The 16,927-nt window shown below is 75.6% G+C and carries 19 protein-coding genes; 11 read left to right on the forward strand and 8 right to left on the reverse strand.

Features of this window, described 5'->3' with window-relative positions:
- The first annotated feature begins 72 nt into the window (after positions 1 to 72).
- Positions 73 to 1,845 (forward strand): class I SAM-dependent methyltransferase, encoded by a 1,773-nt coding sequence (locus AB0K34_RS36570; RefSeq protein ID WP_364553370.1) that lies wholly within the window; start codon positions 73 to 75, stop codon positions 1,843 to 1,845.
- Between the two features lie 7 nt (positions 1,846 to 1,852).
- Here the strand turns inward: AB0K34_RS36570 and AB0K34_RS36575 are convergent, their stop codons facing one another.
- Positions 1,853 to 2,074 (reverse strand): EF-hand domain-containing protein, encoded by a 222-nt coding sequence (locus AB0K34_RS36575; protein WP_301177175.1) that lies wholly within the window; start codon positions 2,072 to 2,074, stop codon positions 1,853 to 1,855.
- A gap of 116 nt (positions 2,075 to 2,190) precedes the next feature.
- Here AB0K34_RS36575 and AB0K34_RS36580 point away from each other — a divergent pair, with 116 nt between their 5' ends.
- From AB0K34_RS36580 to AB0K34_RS36590, 3 genes are read left to right on the forward strand one after another with little or no spacing between them, the layout of a single operon-like run.
- Complete coding sequence (locus tag AB0K34_RS36580; protein WP_301177176.1) at positions 2,191 to 2,991, forward strand: glycerophosphodiester phosphodiesterase; 801 nt, start codon at positions 2,191 to 2,193, stop codon at positions 2,989 to 2,991.
- 10 nt (positions 2,992 to 3,001) lie between these two features.
- Positions 3,002 to 3,682, forward strand: a complete 681-nt coding sequence (locus AB0K34_RS36585) for a hypothetical protein (protein WP_301177177.1) — start codon at positions 3,002 to 3,004, stop codon at positions 3,680 to 3,682.
- Between the two features lie 33 nt (positions 3,683 to 3,715).
- Positions 3,716 to 4,780 carry a membrane dipeptidase gene (locus AB0K34_RS36590; RefSeq protein WP_240808528.1) on the forward strand — a complete coding sequence of 355 codons (1,065 nt, stop codon included), beginning with the start codon at positions 3,716 to 3,718 and terminating at the stop codon, positions 4,778 to 4,780.
- On the opposite strand, the gene AB0K34_RS36595 is transcribed toward AB0K34_RS36590, so the two are convergent.
- Positions 4,777 to 5,595, reverse strand: coding sequence for a dienelactone hydrolase family protein (locus AB0K34_RS36595; RefSeq protein WP_138641384.1), 819 nt, complete (start codon positions 5,593 to 5,595; stop codon positions 4,777 to 4,779). The genes AB0K34_RS36590 and AB0K34_RS36595 overlap by 4 nt on opposite strands.
- Before the next feature lie 89 nt (positions 5,596 to 5,684).
- Between AB0K34_RS36595 and AB0K34_RS36600 the strand changes: the two genes are divergently transcribed.
- Positions 5,685 to 6,656 (forward strand): helix-turn-helix domain-containing protein, encoded by a 972-nt coding sequence (locus AB0K34_RS36600; protein ID WP_138641385.1) that lies wholly within the window; start codon positions 5,685 to 5,687, stop codon positions 6,654 to 6,656.
- 49 nt (positions 6,657 to 6,705) lie between these two features.
- Here the strand turns inward: AB0K34_RS36600 and AB0K34_RS36605 are convergent, their stop codons facing one another.
- Entirely contained in the window at positions 6,706 to 6,978 is a 273-nt protein-coding gene (locus AB0K34_RS36605; protein ID WP_301177178.1) for a type II toxin-antitoxin system Phd/YefM family antitoxin, read from the reverse strand.
- A 175-nt stretch (positions 6,979 to 7,153) separates the two neighbouring features.
- Here AB0K34_RS36605 and AB0K34_RS36610 point away from each other — a divergent pair, with 175 nt between their 5' ends.
- The 3 genes from AB0K34_RS36610 to AB0K34_RS36620 all read left to right on the forward strand — a co-directional run bounded on the left by AB0K34_RS36610 (position 7,154) and on the right by AB0K34_RS36620 (position 8,805).
- The gene (locus tag AB0K34_RS36610; RefSeq protein WP_171069434.1) at positions 7,154 to 7,717 is read left to right on the forward strand and encodes an ATP-dependent Clp protease proteolytic subunit; all 564 of its coding nucleotides are present in this window, start codon (positions 7,154 to 7,156) and stop codon (positions 7,715 to 7,717) included.
- Complete coding sequence (locus tag AB0K34_RS36615; RefSeq protein ID WP_138641388.1) at positions 7,714 to 8,319, forward strand: ATP-dependent Clp protease proteolytic subunit; 606 nt, start codon at positions 7,714 to 7,716, stop codon at positions 8,317 to 8,319. Before AB0K34_RS36610 ends, AB0K34_RS36615 begins: the two co-directional genes overlap by 4 nt.
- Before the next feature lie 141 nt (positions 8,320 to 8,460).
- A complete protein-coding gene (locus AB0K34_RS36620; RefSeq protein WP_067802035.1) occupies positions 8,461 to 8,805 on the forward strand; it encodes an RNA polymerase-binding protein RbpA in 345 nt (114 codons plus the stop codon).
- Positions 8,806 to 8,886: 81 nt separating this feature from the next.
- Here AB0K34_RS36620 and AB0K34_RS36625 read toward each other — a convergent pair whose 3' ends face one another.
- Positions 8,887 to 9,549, reverse strand: a complete 663-nt coding sequence (locus AB0K34_RS36625) for a response regulator transcription factor (RefSeq protein WP_205719671.1) — start codon at positions 9,547 to 9,549, stop codon at positions 8,887 to 8,889.
- Positions 9,546 to 10,538: a sensor histidine kinase gene (locus AB0K34_RS36630; RefSeq protein ID WP_205719672.1), complete on the reverse strand. Its 993-nt coding sequence runs from the start codon at positions 10,536 to 10,538 to the stop codon at positions 9,546 to 9,548. Before AB0K34_RS36630 ends, AB0K34_RS36625 begins: the two co-directional genes overlap by 4 nt.
- Positions 10,539 to 10,674: 136 nt before the next feature.
- On the opposite strand from AB0K34_RS36630, the gene AB0K34_RS36635 reads away from it, so the two are divergent.
- Genes AB0K34_RS36635 through AB0K34_RS36645 form a run of 3 tightly spaced genes read left to right on the forward strand, consistent with a single transcriptional unit; the run spans position 10,675 to position 13,846 of the window.
- Complete coding sequence (locus tag AB0K34_RS36635; protein ID WP_301177179.1) at positions 10,675 to 11,604, forward strand: ATP-binding cassette domain-containing protein; 930 nt, start codon at positions 10,675 to 10,677, stop codon at positions 11,602 to 11,604.
- A complete protein-coding gene (locus AB0K34_RS36640; protein ID WP_301177180.1) occupies positions 11,601 to 13,064 on the forward strand; it encodes an ABC transporter permease subunit in 1,464 nt (487 codons plus the stop codon). The genes AB0K34_RS36635 and AB0K34_RS36640 overlap by 4 nt, the downstream gene beginning before the upstream one ends.
- Positions 13,061 to 13,846 (forward strand): ABC transporter permease, encoded by a 786-nt coding sequence (locus tag AB0K34_RS36645; RefSeq protein ID WP_138642122.1) that lies wholly within the window; start codon positions 13,061 to 13,063, stop codon positions 13,844 to 13,846. The genes AB0K34_RS36640 and AB0K34_RS36645 overlap by 4 nt, the downstream gene beginning before the upstream one ends.
- 92 nt (positions 13,847 to 13,938) lie before the next feature.
- Here AB0K34_RS36645 and AB0K34_RS36650 read toward each other — a convergent pair whose 3' ends face one another.
- From AB0K34_RS36650 to lnt, 3 genes are all read right to left on the reverse strand, one after another.
- Positions 13,939 to 14,499, reverse strand: a complete 561-nt coding sequence (locus AB0K34_RS36650) for an FxsA family protein (protein WP_138642123.1) — start codon at positions 14,497 to 14,499, stop codon at positions 13,939 to 13,941.
- A gap of 81 nt (positions 14,500 to 14,580) precedes the next feature.
- Complete coding sequence (locus AB0K34_RS36655; protein WP_138642124.1) at positions 14,581 to 15,327, reverse strand: polyprenol monophosphomannose synthase; 747 nt, start codon at positions 15,325 to 15,327, stop codon at positions 14,581 to 14,583.
- Between the two features lie 5 nt (positions 15,328 to 15,332).
- Complete coding sequence (gene lnt, locus AB0K34_RS36660) at positions 15,333 to 16,919, reverse strand: apolipoprotein N-acyltransferase (RefSeq protein WP_364553372.1); 1,587 nt, start codon at positions 16,917 to 16,919, stop codon at positions 15,333 to 15,335.
- Positions 16,920 to 16,927 lie beyond the last annotated feature (8 nt).

The raw sequence follows: 16,927 nt of genomic DNA on the forward strand, positions 1-16,927 counted from the left end.
GAACACCTTCCGTGGCACCGTCGTACGCGGCCGTCCTGCGCACCCCACGCCTTCCGCACCTTCTCCCTCGCCCTGATCGGACGCCTGTCCTACGGGACGGTCTTCCTGTCCCTGACGCTGGCGTTCACCGCCTCCACCGGCTCCTACGCCCGCGCGGGCGCCCTCATGGCCCTCAACGGCCTCACCGTCTCCGTCCTGTCGCCCCTGCGCGCCGGGCTCATCGACCGGCACGGCCCGCGCCGCACCCTCCCGCCGATGGCCGCCGGCTACTGCCTGGCACTGCTCGCCCTGGCCGCCCTCACCTGGCGCCCCGGCGCGCCGCTCCCGCTGCTCACCGCGCTCACCCTCGCCGCCGGCGCCACCATGCCGCCGCTCGGAGTGGTCATGCGGACCCTCTGGAACACCCTCCTGCCGGACGGGCCGCTCCTGCGCCGCGCCTACAGCCTCGACACCGTCTGCGAAGAGCTCGTGTTCGTCACCGGGCCGCTGCTGGCCGGGTTGCTGGCAGCGGCCGCCCACCCGGCCCTCGGCATCGCGCTCAGCGCCGCCCTCATCGCCGCCGGCACCCTCGGCCTGGTCACTTCCCCTGCCGTGCGGCCCCGACCGCACGCGACCCGCCCCGGCCGCCGCCGGCCAGCGATCCCCCTCGCACCGTGCCTGGCCGCCGCGTCCACCGGCGTCGTCCTGGGCTCCACCGCCCTGCTCGCCGTCGCGTTCACCCGGCAGCACCACCAGCCCGCCGCGGTCGCCTGGATCGAGGCCGCACTCGCCGCCGGCAGCGCCGCCGGCGGGCTCGCCTACGGCGCGCTGAGCCGCACCCCGCCCGGACGCGGCCGGCTCGCCCTGCTCCTCCTCCCGCTCGGCGCCGCCCTCGCCGCCGCGGGCCTCGCCCCCTCCACCCTCGCGCTGACGGCGGTGGCGTGCGTCGCGGGACTGTTCATCAGCCCCGTCCTGACCGCCGCCTACCTGCTCGCCGACGCGACCGCCCCGCCCGACGCCCGCACCCGCGCGGCCGCCTGGGTCAACACCGCGCTCAACCTCGGCGCCGCCGGCGGGACGGCCGTGACCGGCGTGTACCTGGACGCCCTCCCCCTGCCGCTCTGCTATGTTCTCGCCGCCGCCCCCGCCCTGGCCGCCGCCGCGCTCCTGCCCCTTTTGCGGGAACGGCAAAGCGATTCGCCGGAACCCGCGGCCATCGCGCACCATCGACCCATGGACGACACCATCACCGGCCAGGAGTTCTGGGACTCCCGCTACGCCGAGAGCGACCGCATCTGGAGCGGCAACCCCAACACCGTCCTCGTCCGCGAGGTCGCCGATCTCGCCCCGGGCACCGCCCTGGACCTCGGCTGCGGCGAGGGCGCCGACGCCATCTGGCTCGCCCGGCGGGGCTGGCGCGTCACCGCCGTCGACGTCTCCGGCGTCGCCGTCGAACGCGCCGCGCGCCACGCCCGCGACGAGGGCGTCGCCGACCGCGTCGACTTCCAGCGCCGCGACCTGGCCGAGTCCTTCCCCGAGGGCGAGTTCGACCTGGTCTCCGCCCAGTTCCTGCACTCCCCCACGACCATGCCCCGCGAGCGCGTCCTGCGGGCGGCCGCCGCGGCCGTCGCGCCCGGCGGCGTCCTGCTGGTCGTGGGGCACGCCGGGCCGCCGCCCTGGGACCCCGACGCCCACCCCGAGGTGCACCTGCCCACCCCCGACGAGGTGCTGGCCTCGCTCGAACTCCCCGACGGCGCGTGGGAGGTGCTGCTCAGCGGCGAGCACGAGCGGGTCCAGACCGCCCCGGACGGACGCACCATGACCCGCACCGACAACGCCCTGAAGATCAGGCGGCTGCCGGGCTGACCCGGAGTCAGGACCGGGCGGTCCCCTCCATCAGCGCCGTGAACTCCTCCAGGGAGATCTTCCCGTCGCGGTTGGCGTCGGCGGCCACGACCACCTCCACCGCGCGCGTCTCGGTCACGTCCTGGCCGAGCTTGGTCATCAGGTTCTTCAGCTCCGCCGTGGAGATGTAGCCGTCGCCGTCGACGTCCACGAGCTCGAACGTCGCCCTGTAGTCGTTCACGTCCGCCATGCCGGTGCTCCTTCGCTGATCGATTTTTGCGGGGCGACCGTAGCACCGCGGCACCCGCCCCCGCCCTTTACACAGTAAGGTCAAGGCTGATCGACGTGTCCGCCATAATCGGAGGGGTGCGCCGCTCGTACGAGTTCCTCGACCACCAAGGCCCCATCCCCTTCGCCCACCGCGGCGGCGCGGCCGGACGGCCCGAGAACTCGATGGCCGCCTTCCAGCGCGCCGCCGACCTCGGCTACCGCTACCTGGAGACCGACGCCCACGCCACCGCCGACGGCGTCGTCGTCGCCTTCCACGACCGCACCCTCGACCGCGTCACCGACCGCACCGGCACCATCTCCCGGCTGCCCTACACCGAGGTCGCCAAGGCCCGCATCGCCGGCACCGAGCCCATCCCCCGCCTGGAGGAGGTCCTCGGCTCCTTCCCCGACGCCCGCGTCAACATCGACCTCAAGGACGCCCACGTCATCGGCCCGCTCGCCACGACGCTGCACCGCACCGCCGCCTGGAACCGGGTGTGCATCACCTCCTTCTCCACCCGCCGCCTGGCCCAGATGCGCGCCCGCCTCCCCCTGTTCACCGGCCGCGACGTGTGCATGGCGCTCGGCCCCCGCGGCGTGATGGCGCTGCGCGCCCGCTCCTATGGCGGCCCCGCCGCCAAGCTCGTCCGGCTGGCCGCCACCGGCGTCGCCTGCGCCCAGGTCCCCTACGGCCTCGGGCCCGTCCCGTTCGTCACCGAGGCGTTCATCGACCACGCCCACCGGCTCGGGCTGCAAGTCCACGCCTGGACGGTCAACGACCCCGCCGCCATGGAACGGCTCCTGGACCTCGGCATCGACGGCATCATGACCGACGAGCTGCTGACCCTCCGCCGCATCATGTCCGCCCGCGGCCTGTGGCCCCACGGCACCGCCTGAGGAGGCCCCAGTGCCAGGAGACGACGCCGGGGACCCGTCCGGCACGCTCGCCCGCGCCCTGTGGATCGGCGGCGGGCAATGGGCCGGCAAGTCCACCGTGGCCCGGCTGCTGGCCGTCCGGCACGGGCTGACCGCCTACCGCTACGACTACCACGACGCCCGCGGCCACAACGACCGCCGCATCGCCCGCCGCGTCCGCCTCGGCGAACCGCCCGCCGGCCCGGACCCCGAGGCCGCCTGGGTCGACACCACCCCGCAGGCCATGGCCGCCGAGACCCTCGCCGGCTTCCCCGTCCGGTTCGCATGGGCCCTGGACGACCTGCGCGCCCTCGTCTCCGGACGCCCCGTGATCGCCGAGGGCTGGGGGCTGCGCCCCGAACTGGTCGTCCCGGTCGCCGGCTCGCCCCGCCGCATGGTCGTCATGGTCCCCACCGACGAGTTCCGCGACCGGCAGCAGCGCGTCCTCCCCCGCGCCGCCGCCCTCGGCCACGACCTCAGCGACCCCGCCCGCGCCCAGGCCAACCGCCTCGAACGCGACCGCCTCGTCGCCGCGGACGCCGTCCGCTCCGCCCGCCGCCTGGGCGTCCGCGTCATCGAGGTCGACGGCACCCGCGACGCCGCCGCCGTCGCCGACCTCGTCGCCGACCACTTCCGCCCCTACCTCCCGCCCCCGGAGCCCGCGGCCCCCTGACCCGCGCCCCGCGGCACCGGCCATAGGCTGCGCATGTCCGGCACAGAAGGGATCGAGATGTCCGCCGACCTCCACCACCGCGCCGTCGTCGCCGACACCCACAACGATCTGCTGATGGCCGTGGCGGCCCGCCCGCCCGCGCAGTGGGCCGGGTTCTTCCGGGAGCGCTGGCTCCCCCAGCTCCGCGACGGAGGCGTGGACCTGCAGGTCCTCCCGGTCTTCATCGACGACCGGTTCCGGCCGGAGGGCGCGCTGCGCGAGACCCTCCGGATGGTCGAGGCCGCCCACGTCCTGGCCGAGGGCAACGCCGGCGAGGTGAGCCTGTGCCGGAACGGCGAGGACATCGACGGGGCGCTCGCGGACGGCAAGATCGCCCTGGTGCTGGCCCTGGAGAGCGCCCCCGGCCTCGACGCGAACGTGGAACTGTTCTCCACCCTGCACCGGCTGGGCGTCCGGGTGGCCTCGATCGCGCACTGGGGCCGCACCCCGCTCGCCGACGGCAGCGGCGAGGACGCCACCGGCAGCCGCCTGACCGCCGCCGGCGTCGACGCGCTGGCCGAACTGGAGCGGCTCGGCGTGGTCTTCGACGTCTCCCACCTCGGGGCCGCCGGCGTCGCCCACGTCCTGGAACTCGCCACCCGCCCGGTCATCGCCACCCACTCCTCGGCCCGGGCCCTGCGCGACCACCACCGCAACCTCACCGACGACCAGCTCCGCGGCATCGCCGCCACCGGCGGGGTGGTGTGCGTCAACTTCGTCGCGGGCTTCCTCAGCACCGGCCCCGAGGGCTACACCGTCGACCGCCTCGTCGACCACATCGAGCACGTGGCGTCCGTCGCGGGGATCGACCACGTCGGCCTCGGCCCCGACTTCATCCGCGAGGTCAACCACGAGCTCACCCCGCCCTGCTGCGAGGACATGAGCGCCCTGGCCGGTTTCGACGTCAACGCCGTCGTCCCCGGCCTCGACGGCCCGCGCGGCCTCCCCCTGGTCACCGAGGCCCTGCTCCGCCGCGGCCACACCGAGCCCGACATCCGCAAGATCCTCGGCGAGAACGTCCACCACCTCTTCCGCAAGGAACTGGGCCGCCCCGCCTAGGGGCGCAGGCGGGCCGTCAGGTAGGCGATGATCTCGTCCCTCGCGCGCAGGGTGGGGTGGCCGTCCTCGTCGACCAGGTGGGCGGTGGTGACGCTGTGGGGGGTCTGGACGACGTCGCGGAAGAACGGGGGCGGGTCGGTGTTGGCGGCGCCGCCCGGCAGGACGCGGCCGTCGAAGGCGTCCCCCAGCAGCCTCCGGTAGGCGGCGAAGCGCTGGCCGGTGCACCAGCGGTCGTTGTCGAACCGGTAGGCGAGGACCGTGAGCCCGTCGCGCTCGACGCGCTCCCGCACGGCGCGGGCGTCCTCGTCGCTGATCTCGAGGCCCGCGGGGTCGTCCAAGGGCAGCGAGGGATGGTTGACCACCGGCGCGATGACGGACGGCTCGAGCGTCATCGTCAGGGCGAAGTTGCCGGTGAAGCACAGGCCGATCGCGCCCACTCCCGGGCCGCCGCACTCGCCGTGCGCCTGCCGCGCGAGGCCGCGCAGCCACGCGGTGACGGGGCTGCTGCCGCCGCCGGCGAAGGCGCGGAACTCGGCGCTGACGCACGCGCGGCGGACGACCTCCTGCCCGCCCTCGGCCGTGGGGTAGGCGCCGTCGTCGCCGAACAGCGAGGGCACGTGCACGGTGAACCCCGCGTCCCGCACCCACCGCGCCAGCCGCAGGACGTCCGGGCTGATGCCGGGCATCTCCGGCATCAGTACGACGCCCGGCCCGTCCCCGGAGACGTACACCGTCTTCACCACCCCGTCGACCTCCACCCGCCGGCGGGAGAAGTCCGTGATCGCGTCGTCAAGACTCACGTTGGTCGCGTTCATGGGACAAGCCTGGACCGCCGCCCCCTCGCACCGGGATAGGCCGGATCGCCATTCACAGGGGTAATCTCGCCAGCGAAGAGGAGGCGGGGATGAGCGCGTTGCGAGTCGGGGTGCTGGCCTATCCGGAGTGCTTCGCGTCGGAGGTGTTCGGCGTCCCCGACCTCCTGACGATGGCCGCGCACATCGCCGGCCCCGGCCGCGACGGCTACGAGGTCTCGGTCGTCTCGCCCCGCCGCCGCGTCGCCGCGTCCGGCGGCACCGTGCTGGCGGTCTCCCCGCTGCGCGCCGTCGACGTCCTGGTCGTGCCCGGCTTCGAACTCGCGCCCGGCCTCGACGTGGACGCGAAACTGGCGTCGCTGGGCCCCGAGATCGCGGCGATCCGCTCCCACGCCGCCGCGGGCGGGGCCGTCGTCGCGATCTGCGTCGGGGCGTTCCTGCTGGCCGAAGCGGGCCTGCTCGAGCGGCGGCGCGCGACGACGGCGTGGCTCTTCGCGGACGAGCTGGCACGGCGCTGCCCGGACGCCGACGTCCGGCCCGAACGGCTGGTCGTCACCGACGCGGGTGTGACGACGACCGCCGCCTTCAGCGCCATGTACGACTTCGCGCTGGAGCTGATCCGCCGCCACAGCGGCGCGGGCGTGGCCCGGAGGACCGCGCGGGTGGCGCTCGTCGACGACGCACGGTCGTCCCAGGCCCCCTACGTCGACGCCGGGCTCCTCCCGCGGCCGGGGCACGAGTTCTCCCGCAGGGTCATGCGGTGGCTCGACCAGAACCTCGCCGCCCGGTACGACCTCGCCGCACTGGCGGAGGCCTTCCAGGTCAGCACCCGGACGCTGCTGCGCCGCTTCGCGCAGGAGACCGGGCAGAGCCCGCTGGAGTACCTGCAGACCTCCCGGATCCGCCGCGCCCGCCACCTCCTGGAGACCACGGACGGCACCGTCGCCGCCATCGCCGCCGCGGTCGGCTACCGCGACCCCGGAACCTTCTCGGCTCTCTTCGCCCGGCACACCGGACGGCGCCCGCGCGACTACCGCACCGCCTTCCGGCGCCGGACGGGCTGACGGGCGCCCACGTGGCAGGCTGCGCACGAACCGCCGAGGTGGGGTGGGGTCAGCGGTTGAAGCCGGGTGGGCGGTACTCGGCGGCGATGCGCATCGGCGGTTGGGGCCGGGTGCGCTCCGCGGGCCGGGACGGCTGGCCCGGCGGGACCGCCCCGCCGACCTGGAGGTCGTGGCGCTGGGCGCGGATCGCCTCGAGGAGTTCCAGGTCCTCCGGGGAGACCAGCGCGGCCATCACCTTGCCGCGGCGGGTCAGCTTGACGGGCTCGCCCGTGTAGGCGACCCGGTTCACCAGGTCCGCGAACTCGGCACGTGCTTCGGTCACCGGAACTTCCACGTGATTCATCGTATAGCGAAATTCGCCGTCCCCGCCTGGCGGCCCCTCTTCCCCGAGATTACTGTCCATCTGTACGTACTGTACAGATGACCTAGGAGGACGCATGAGCGGTCAGCGGCGGGTGGAGACGTTCGTGGGGAGGTCGCGGGCGGCGGTGGCGGAGATGCCGCGGATCGCGGACGCCCAGCTGTTCGAGCGGCTGCTGGCCCAGCGGATCGTGTTCCTCGGGACCGAGGTCGACGACCAGGTCGCCAACCGCATCAACGCGCAGTTGCTGCTGCTCGCGGCGCAGGACGCGCGGCGCGACATCACGCTGTACATCAACTCGCCCGGCGGGGTCGTGGACGCCGGCATGGCGATCTACGACATGATGCAGTTCGTCCCGAACGACATATCCACCGTCGCGATGGGCATGGCGGCGTCCATGGGTCAGACGCTGCTGTGCGCCGGGGCGCCGGGCAAGCGGTACGCGCTGCGGCACGCGCGGGTGATGATGCACCAGCCGCACGGCGGCATCGGCGGCACCGCGTCCGACATCAAGATCCAGGCCGAGCAGTCGCTCTACCTCAAGCGGACGCTCGCGGAGCTGACCGCGGTGCACACCGGGCAGCCGCTGGAGCGCATCGAGGCCGACAGTGACCGGGACCGGTGGTTCACCGCCGAGCAGGCCCGCGAGTACGGCTTCGTCGACCACGTCATCGACAGCACCGACCGGGTGGGCACATGACAAGGGCGGAACGGCGGTACCTCGTCCCCGAGTACGAGGAGCGGACGAGCTACGGCCGCAAGGACACCAACCCCTACAACCGGATGTTCGAGGACCGGATCGTCTTCCTCGGGGCGCCGGTGGACGACACCAGCGCCAACGACGTCACCGCGCAGCTGCTGGCGCTGGAGGGCATGGACGCCGACCGGCCCATCTCCCTCTACATCAACTCGCCGGGCGGGTCGCTGACGGCGATGCTCGCGATCTGCGACACGATGCGCTACGTCCGGCCCGAGATCGAGACGACCTGCGTCGGGCAGGCCGGGTCGGCGGCCGCGGTGCTGCTGGCGGCGGGCTCGCCGGGCCGCCGGCAGGCGCTGCCGGGCGCGCGGATCCTGCTGCACGAGCCGGAGGTCGAGGTGTCCCGCGGCTACGCCACCGACCTGGACATCCAGGCGCGGGAGGTGCTGCGGCTGCGGGCGCAGACCGAGGCGATCCTGGCGGAGGCGACCGGCCGCGACGCCGCGGCGGTGCGCCGCGACCTGGACCGGGAGCGGTACTTCACCGCGGCGGAGGCCAAGGAGTACGGGCTGATCGACGCGGTCCTGGACGGCCGCGGGTAGGGCCGCGGGCCCCGGTCCGCGCGCCCGCGCCGGGCCGCGGCCGGAAACGGCAGGGTTGGATCACCCCGGCGGGGGGAATCTTGTCACGGTGTTCAGCGTTGGTGAGGGCAAGACCGCAAGCCGTCTGGGAGGCACGTGACGATGGCCGAGCGCGCACTTCGCGGCACCCGACTCGGAGCGACGAGCTACGAGAATGATCGCAACACCGATCTGGCCCCTCGGCAAGAGGTGGACTACACCTGTACGAAGGGCCACCGGTTCACCGTGACGCTCGCCGCCGAGGCCGAGGTGCCGATGACCTGGGAATGCCGCAACTGCGGCGCCACCGCCCTGCGGGTCGACGGCGAGCTGCCCCAAGCCAAGAAGGGCAAGCCGCCGCGGACCCACTGGGACATGCTCATGGAGCGCAGGACCGTCGAGGACCTTGAGGAGGTCCTCGCCGAGCGCCTGGAGATCCTGCGGGCGGGGCGCAGGAAGTCCGCCTAGCGGACGGGGGATTCATCTTCGGTGGGAAGGGCCCGCACCGGGCGGCCGGTGCGGGCCCTTGCCATGTCCGGGGTCCGGCGCTCAGCGGCCCGTGCGGGGCCTGACGAGGCCGCTCTCGTAGGCGGTGACGACGGCCTGCACCCGGTCGCGGAGCCCGAGCTTGCGCAGGATCCGGCTGACGTGGGTCTTCACCGTCTCCTCCCCCACCACCAGGCGCCCGGCGATCTCGGCGTTGGACAGGCCCGTGGCGACCAGGCGCAGCACGTCGGTCTCGCGGGGCGTGAGGGCGTCCAGGACGTCCGGCTCGGGCGGGCGGGGCCGCAGCCGGGCGAACTCGCCGATGAGGCGGCGGGTGACGGCCGGGGCGAGCAGCGCGTCCCCGGCGGCGACGACGCGGACGGCGTCGAACAGCCGCTCGGCGGTGACGTCCTTGAGCAGGAAGCCGCTGGCCCCGGCGACGAGGGCGGCGTAGACGTGCTCGTCGAGGTCGAAGGTGGTCAGCATCAGCACCCGCGGCGGGTCGGGTTCGGCGGTGACGCGGCGGGTGGCCTCGATGCCGTCCATGACGGGCATCCGCACGTCCATCAGCACGACGTCGGGCCGGTGCTCGCGGCACGCCCGGAGCGTCTCGGCGCCGTCGGACGCGGTCGCCACGACGGCCAGGTCCGGCTGGGTGCCGAGCAGCGCCCCGAACCCGGCGCGGACGACCTCCTGGTCGTCGGCGACCACCACGCGCACGGTCACGGCGCCTCCACCGGCAGGACGGCCTCGACCAGGAACCCGCCGAGCGGCCCGGGGCCGGTGCGCAGCTCCCCGCCCGCGGCGGCGGCGCGCTCGCGCATGCCGAGCAGCCCGTGCCCGGCGGATCCGTCCGCCCGCGCGGGGCCGGGGCCGTTGTCGCGGACGGTCACCCGCAGCGCGCCCGGCGCGTAGTCGATCTCCACGTCGACGGCGGCGCCGGGGGCGTGCCTGCGGGCGTTGGTCAGCGCCTCCTGCGCGATCCGGTAGGCGGCGAGCTCCAGGCCGGGGTCGAGGGCGGCGACGTCCCCGCGGACGATCAGCCGGACCGCGCCGGCGCCGGACTCGCGGGTCTGGTCGACGAGGTCGAGGAGCTGCTGCAGGCCCGGCTGCGGGCGGCGGTCGGGTTCGGCGCCGGCGTCCTCGCGCAGCACGCCGAGCAGCCGGCGCATCTCGGTGAGCGCGGTGCGGGCGGTGTCGCCGATGGCCAGCAGCCGCTCGGCGCCCTCGGCGGGCATGCCGGGCACGGCGAGCCGCGCCGTCTCGGCCTGCACGGAGATCATCGAGATGTGATGGGCGACGACGTCGTGGAGCTCGCGGGCGATGCGGGCGCGCTCGCCGCGCGCGGTGTGCTCCAGGAGCGTGCTCTCGAACGCGCGGCGGGACGCGGCCAGCGCGGCGGCGGCGGCGCGGCGCCGCCGGATCCGCCGCAGCAGCAGCACCGTCCACACGGCGGCCAGGGCGGTCAGGGCGGCGACGGCGGGGCCGCGGTGCAGCGCGCACGCGGCGGCCGCGGCGACGGTGATCACGGCGGCGGCCGCGCCGGGCCGGTCGCGGACGGCGGCCAGCGGCAGCGTCGCGAACACGTCCACCGCGATCGCCAGGGACAGCACCACGCCGGAGCCGTGGGTGCGCAGGACGGCCTCCGCCACGCCCGCCGCGGCCAGGCAGGCGCCGGCCGCCGGCCATCGCGGCCACCCGTCGGTCTCCCCCACGCACGCCATTGTGGCGTGGACGGCGGCGCGGCGGCGTCCCTCCCGAGGGGGACCCCGCGTCCCCCGTCCCCCGCCGCCCAAGACGCCTCCGCGGCGGGACGACGCGGGCCCGCGGCGGTCCGTAGCCTGCCGGATCATGGACGCAACCATCGAAGTGCGGGGCTTGCGCAAGCGGTACGGGGCCGCCGTCGCCGTGGACGACCTGTCGTTCACGGCCGGGCCCGGTCAGGTCACCGGGTTCGTCGGCCCGAACGGCGCCGGGAAGTCCACCACCATGCGGATGATCATGGGGCTGGACCGGCCGGACGCCGGCGCGGCGCTCGTCGGCGGCAGGCCGTACCGGTCGCTGCGGACGCCGCTGTGCCGCCTCGGGGCGATGCTGGACGCGGCGGCGGTGCACCCGTCGCGGCGGGCCCGCGACCATCTGCGCTGGCTGGCGCACGCCAACGGGCTGCCGGCGCGGCGGGTGGACGAGGTGATCGAGCTGGCCGGGCTGGGCGGCGCGGCGCGGCGCCGGGCGGGCGGGTTCTCGCTCGGCATGCGGCAGCGGCTGGGGATCGCCGCCGCGCTGCTCGGGGACCCGCCGGCGCTGATGTTCGACGAGCCGGTGAACGGCCTGGACCCCGAGGGGATCACCTGGATCCGGGGGCTGCTGCGGTCGCTGGCCGCCGAGGGGCGGGCGGTGCTGGTGTCCAGCCACCTGATGAGCGAGCTGGAGGGCGGCGCCGACCACCTGGTGGTGATCGGGCGGGGCCGGCTGATCGCCGACACCAGCGTCGCCGACCTGCTGGCGGCGGCGTCCGGCGGGCGGGTGGAGCTGCGCACCGCCGAGCGGCAGGAGGCGATGACGGTGCTGGCCCGCGCGGGCGCCACCGTGGCGGCGGCGGGGCGGGACGCGGTGACGGTCGCGGGCCTGCCCGCCGAGCGGATCGTCGCGCTGCTGACCGGCGCCGGGGTGGGGTTCAGCGGGATCTCCGAGCACCGGGCGTCGCTGGAGGAGGCGTACATGGAGCTGACGCGGGACGCGGTGGAGTTCCAGGCCCTGACCGGGCGGGAGGCGCAGTGAGTGCCCCGGCGCCCGAGGCGGGCACGGTGTACCGCAGCACCGTGCGGGCGGAGGCGCGCGACGGGTTCGGGCGGCTGCTGCTGGCGGAGTGGACCAAGCTGCGGACCGTCCCCCGGTGGATGCTGACGCTGCCGGCGGCGGTGCTGCTGACGGTGCTGGTGGCGCTGCTGTCGGCGGCGGGCAGCGAGTCGACCGGGTCGGGCGGGCCGGGCGGCGGGCCGGCGGCCGAGCACTCGTCCGGCACGTTCGACCTGGGCCACTTCACCTACCTGCCCCTCGCCGGGGACGGCGCGGTCGTCGCGCGGGTCGCCGCGCAGGAGGGCGGCGGCGCCTGGGCGAAGGCCGGGCTGATGATCCGGGGCAGCGCCGAGCGCGGCACCCCTTACGCGGCGCTGGTGGTGACGCCGGGCCACGGCGTCCGGTTGCAGACCGGGTACGAGGGCGGCGGCGCGGGCGGAGGAACGGCCGTGGCGCCGCGCTGGTTGAAGCTGGCCCGCTCCGGCGCGACGGTGACGGGCTACGACTCGGCGGACGGGCGCTCCTGGCACCGGGTCGGCTCGGTGCGGCTGGAGGGGCTGCCGCGGCAGGCGCTGGCGGGGATGGTCGTGGCCGTCCCCGACCAGGTGGAGGTGCGGCGCCAGTTCGGCGGCGAGAGCGTGTCCGGGGCGCCGGGCGCCACCCGGGCGACGTTCGACCACGTGGCGGTGTCTCCGGCGGCGCCGGGGGCGTCCTGGCGGGACCGGGGGGCGCCGGGCGGGCCCGCCGCCGACCCGGACGCGGACGGGCGCACCCAGACCGGCGGGGCGTTCACGCTGAAGGGGACGGGCGACATCGGCCCCGACCTGTTCGCCGACGACATCACCAAGACCACCCTCACCGGCGTCCTGGTCGGGCAGGCGGCGATCGTCGCGCTCGCGGTGCTGTTCATGACTGCCGAGTACCGGCGCGGGATGCTGCGCACGACGTTCGCGGCGAGCCCCCGGCGCGGCCGGGTGCTGGCGGCCAAGGCGCTGGTGGTGGGCCTGGCGGCGCTGGCGGCCGGGCTGGTCGCGGCGTTCGGCGCGGTGCTGCCGGCCGGGCCGGTCCTGCGCTCGCACGGCCTGGCGCCGCCGCCCCTGTCGGACGGCGCGGTGCTGCGGGCGGTCCTCGGCACGGCGGCGCTGCTCGCGGTGATCGCGGTGTTCTCGCTGGCGGTCGCGGTGATCGTGCGGCGCAGCGCGCCCGCGATCACGCTCGTGCTGCTGCTCCTGCTCGTCCCGCAGATCGTCGCGACGGCGCTGCCGCTGTCGGCGGCGCGGTGGCTGGAGCGGGCCACCCCGGCGGCCGGGTTCGCGATCCAGCAGACCGTCACGCGGTTCGACCGGGCGATCGCGCCGTGGGCCGGGTTCGGGGTGCTGTGCGCGTACACGGCTGCGGCGCTGGCGCTCGCGGCGTGGCTGCTGAGGCGGCGGGACGCATGAGGGCGGTGCACGCGGAGTGGACGAAGCTGCGGACGCTGCCGAGCACCTGGTGGATGCTGCTGGCGCTGGCGGGCCTCACGGCGGCCGTGGGCGCCGCCGTGACGGGGTCGGTCGACACCTCGCACTGCACCAGCCCCGCCGGCTGCATGGAGGACACGCCCAAGCTGGCGCTGTCGGGCGTCCAGATCGGGCAGGTCGCGGCGGTGGTGCTCGGGGTCCTCGCGGTCGGCGGCGAGTACGCCACCGGGACGATCGCGGCGACGCTGGCGGCGGTGCCGCGGCGGGCCGCGGTGCTGGCCGCCAAGGCCGCCGTGGTCGCGGGCGCGGTGGCCGCCGCCGGGACGGCCGGGGTGCTGGCGTCGCTGGCGGCGGGGCGTGGCCTGCTGCCCGGGAACGGGTTCACGGAGGCGAACGGGTATCCGCCGCTGTCCCCGCTGGACGGGCCGACGGCGCGGGCCGCGGCCGGCACGGTGCTGTACCTGGTCCTGGTGGCGCTGCTGTCGCTCGGGGCGGGGACGGCGCTGCGCGAGCCGGCGGCGGCGATCACCGCGGTGCTGGCGCTGCTGTGGATCGTGCCGGTCCTCACCCGGCTCACCGCGAGCGACACCTGGCAGGAGCGGCTGGAGAAGGCCGCGCCCATGACGGCGGGCCTGGCGGTGCAGGCGACGCGCGGGCTTGACCGGCTGCCGATCAGACCGTGGGCGGGCCTCGGCGTGCTGGCCTGCTACGCGGCGGCGGCGCTGCTGGCGGGCTGGGCGCTGTTCGCGCTGCGGGACGCCTGAGCAGCGCCGCGGTCAAGCAGCTCCGCGGTCAAGCAGCGCCGCGGTCAAGCAGGGCCGCGGTCAAGCAGGGCCGCGGTCAAGCAGGGCCGCGGTCAGGCGCGGGACGCCGTGTCGTCGTCCTCGCGCACGCCCTGCTCCCGGGCGCCGTCCTCGTGGATGACCTCGCCGCGGACCACCGGTCCCGGCGGGGTCTCCACGCGCTCGGGCCCCGGACCGCGGCCGAACGGGTCGAAGCCGGTGCCGCCGAGGCCGGGCGGGAACACCGTGGCGGCGCGCTCCTCGGCCGCCCGCATCCGCCGCTCGGCGAACCGGGACAGGGCCCGGCGGGCGAGGGGGCGGGTGAACGGCAGCACGAGCAGCAGCCCGGGCACGTCGGTGAGGAAGCCGGGGAACAGCAGCAGCATGCCACCGGCCATGACCAGCGCGGCGTCGCCGAGTTCGCGGTCCTGCAGGACGCCGCTGCGCAGGGTGTCGTTCAGGGCGCCCCAGGCGCGGCGGCCCTCCCGCCGGACGAGCCACGCGCCGAGCACGGCCTCGGCGACCAGCAGCCCGGCCGTGGCCCAGCCGCCGATCGCGGCGCCGACCTGGAGGATCACGAGGATCTCCAGCACGGGCACGGCCAGGATTCCCAGGACGATCAGCAGCAGCGGCATGGCCTCATCTTCGGTTCGGGGTGTCCCTCTCCCCTAGAACAACGCCGGGACGGGCCCGAACGTTTCCCGCGCGGGACGGGTTCAGCGCGGCGGGCGGATCTTGCCGACGCGGTCGGACATGCCCCACTGGGTGATGCGCAGCGCCGCCTCGGCCATCACGTCCCGGCTCATCTTGCTGGTGCCGTGCTCGCGCTCGACGAACGTGATCGGCACCTCCACCACGCGCAGCCCCTGCCGCACGGCCCGCAGCGCCAGGTCGATCTGGAAGCAGTAGCCGCGCGAGTCGACCTCGTCCAGCCCGATCTTGGCCAGCGTCGCGGCGCGGAACGCGCGGTAGCCGGCGGTCGCGTCGTGCAGGGGGATGCCGAGCATGAGGCGGGCGTAGGTGTTGGCGCCGCGCGACAGCGCCTCGCGCCGCTTCGGCCAGTTGCGCACCTTGCCGCCGGGGACCCAGCGGGCGCCGATGACCAGGTCGGCGTCCTCCAGCGCGGCCAGCAGCCGCGGCAGCTCCTCGGGCTGGTGGGAGCCGTCGGCGTCCATCTCCACCATGACGTCGTAGCCGTGCTCGGCGGCCCACCGGAACCCGGCGATGTAGGCGGGGCCGAGGCCGTCCTTGCCCTCGCGGTGCAGCACCTGGATCTGCTCGTCGGCCGCGGCCATCGCGTCGGCGACCTCGCCGGTGCCGTCGGGGCTGGCGTCGTCGACCACCAGGACGTCCACCGACGGGACGGCCGCGCGGACCCGGCCGGCGATGCGCTCGATGTTGTCCCGCTCGTTGTAGGTCGGGATGATCACGAGCACCCGGCCCAGGGCGGCTGGGATCTCCATCGGTGTCAATTCCCCTCGTTCTTCCTGGCTGTCCATGCCGCCGCGAGGACGGCGCCGAGCCCGAGCGCCGCCAGCGCCCACTCCGGCGCCGCGCCGACCCGGTCCGCGAGCGTCCGCGCGGTGCGCGCCGGGACGGTCCTGACCTGGATGTCGGGGACGAACTCGCGTGACTCGTCGAGCATCCGGCCGTCCGGGGCGACGATCGCGCTGATCCCGCTGGTCGCGGCAACCAAGATCGTACGGCCATGTTCGACCGCGCGCAGCCGGGACATCGCGATCTGCTGCGGCGGCAGGGTGGTGCGGCCGTAGGTGGCGTTGTTGGTCTGCACGACCAGCAGGTTGCCCGCCGCCACGTCCCGGACCTCGGTGTCGTAGGCGACCTCGAAGCAGATGACATCGCCGACGGTGACCGGGCCGAGCCGCATGACGCCCGAGCGGGTGCCCTTGGCGAAGTCGCGGGGGATCCGCTCGAACCGGGTGATCAGCTTGGTGAGGACGTCGCGGAACGGCAGGTACTCCCCGAACGGGACGGGGTGCCGCTTGACGTAGTAGTCGCCGGGGCCGCTGCGCGGGTCCCAGACGATGCCGCGGTTCTCGACCTTCTCGCCGTCGGGGGTGTCGGTGAGGGCGCCGACCAGGACGGGGACGCCGACGTCCTTCACCGCGCCGTCGATGGCGGTGTAGGCGTCGGGTTCGGCGTAGGGGTCCAGGTCGCTGGCGTTCTCGGGCCACACCACCAGTTCGGGGCGGGGCAGCTCGCCGGCGCGGACCCGGGCGGCCAGCTCGTGGGTGGCCTTGACGTGGTTGTTCAGGACGGCCTTGCGCTGGCCGAGGAAGTCCAGGCCGAGGCGCGGGACGTTGCCCTGGATCACCGCGACGGTGACGGGGCGCCCCGAGGCGGGGGTGGGGATCAGCAGGCCGCCGCCGGCGAGCGCGGCGATCAGCGCGAGGGAGGCCGCGGCCGGGACCAGCGCCCGGCGCGGCGACGGCGGGCGCTCCTCCCCCTCGGCGGGGGCGGCGGCGCGGCGGGCGGCGCGGGCGCGGTGCGCGGCGACGGCGGCGTAGGCGAGCAGCCCGCCGATCAGGGCCGTCACGAACGTCACCAGGGGCGCGCCGCCGTAGGACGCGTACGGGGTGAGGGGCGTGGCGGTCTGGCTGAAGGCCAGCCGCGCCCACGGGAACCCGCCGAACGGGACCCGGCCGCGGATCAGCTCCTCGCCGACCCACAGCGCGGCCGTCCACAGCGGCCAGGCGGGCAGCCGGGTCACGACCGCGATGCCCGCGCCCAGCGGCAGGAAGTAGAGCGCCTGGACGAGGCTGAGCACGATCCAGCCGTCCGGGCCGATCGCGGAGATGCCCTCCAGGACGGGCAGGAAGAACGCGGCGCCGGCGACGAAGGCGATCCAGGCGCAGGTGCGGGCCGGCAGGCCCCGCAGCACGAGGGTGAGCAGCGCGACGCCGGCGGGGGCGAGCGGGGTGAGGTCGAGCGGCGGGAACGCCAGCCACATGGCGAGGCCGGCGGCGACGGCCAGCAGGGTGCGGGGCCAGCCCGCGCGGCCGCCGCGCCGCACCGCGCCGCGCAGCCGGCTCAGCCGCCCGC

It is taken from the genome of Actinomadura sp. NPDC049382, assembly GCF_040677125.1.
Taxonomy (GTDB): Bacteria; Actinomycetota; Actinomycetes; order Streptosporangiales; family Streptosporangiaceae; genus Spirillospora; species Spirillospora geliboluensis.

Bases quoted from the DNA above. Each gene is read 5' to 3' on its own strand.
- AB0K34_RS36575 (WP_301177175.1), bottom strand. From the start codon at position 2,074: ATGGCGGACGTGAACGACTACAGGGCGACGTTCGAGCTCGTGGACGTC.
- AB0K34_RS36650 (WP_138642123.1), bottom strand. From the start codon at position 14,499: ATGCCGCTGCTGCTGATCGTCCTGGGAATCCTGGCCGTGCCCGTGCTG.
- AB0K34_RS36635 (WP_301177179.1), top strand. From the start codon at position 10,675: ATGGACGCAACCATCGAAGTGCGGGGCTTGCGCAAGCGGTACGGGGCC.
- AB0K34_RS36600 (WP_138641385.1), top strand. From the start codon at position 5,685: ATGAGCGCGTTGCGAGTCGGGGTGCTGGCCTATCCGGAGTGCTTCGCG.
- AB0K34_RS36610 (WP_171069434.1), top strand. From the start codon at position 7,154: ATGCCGCGGATCGCGGACGCCCAGCTGTTCGAGCGGCTGCTGGCCCAG.
- AB0K34_RS36620 (WP_067802035.1), top strand. From the start codon at position 8,461: ATGGCCGAGCGCGCACTTCGCGGCACCCGACTCGGAGCGACGAGCTAC.
- AB0K34_RS36645 (WP_138642122.1), top strand. From the start codon at position 13,061: ATGAGGGCGGTGCACGCGGAGTGGACGAAGCTGCGGACGCTGCCGAGC.
- AB0K34_RS36590 (WP_240808528.1), top strand. From the start codon at position 3,716: ATGTCCGGCACAGAAGGGATCGAGATGTCCGCCGACCTCCACCACCGC.
- AB0K34_RS36595 (WP_138641384.1), bottom strand. From the start codon at position 5,595: ATGAACGCGACCAACGTGAGTCTTGACGACGCGATCACGGACTTCTCC.
- AB0K34_RS36615 (WP_138641388.1), top strand. From the start codon at position 7,714: ATGACAAGGGCGGAACGGCGGTACCTCGTCCCCGAGTACGAGGAGCGG.
- AB0K34_RS36655 (WP_138642124.1), bottom strand. From the start codon at position 15,327: ATGGAGATCCCAGCCGCCCTGGGCCGGGTGCTCGTGATCATCCCGACC.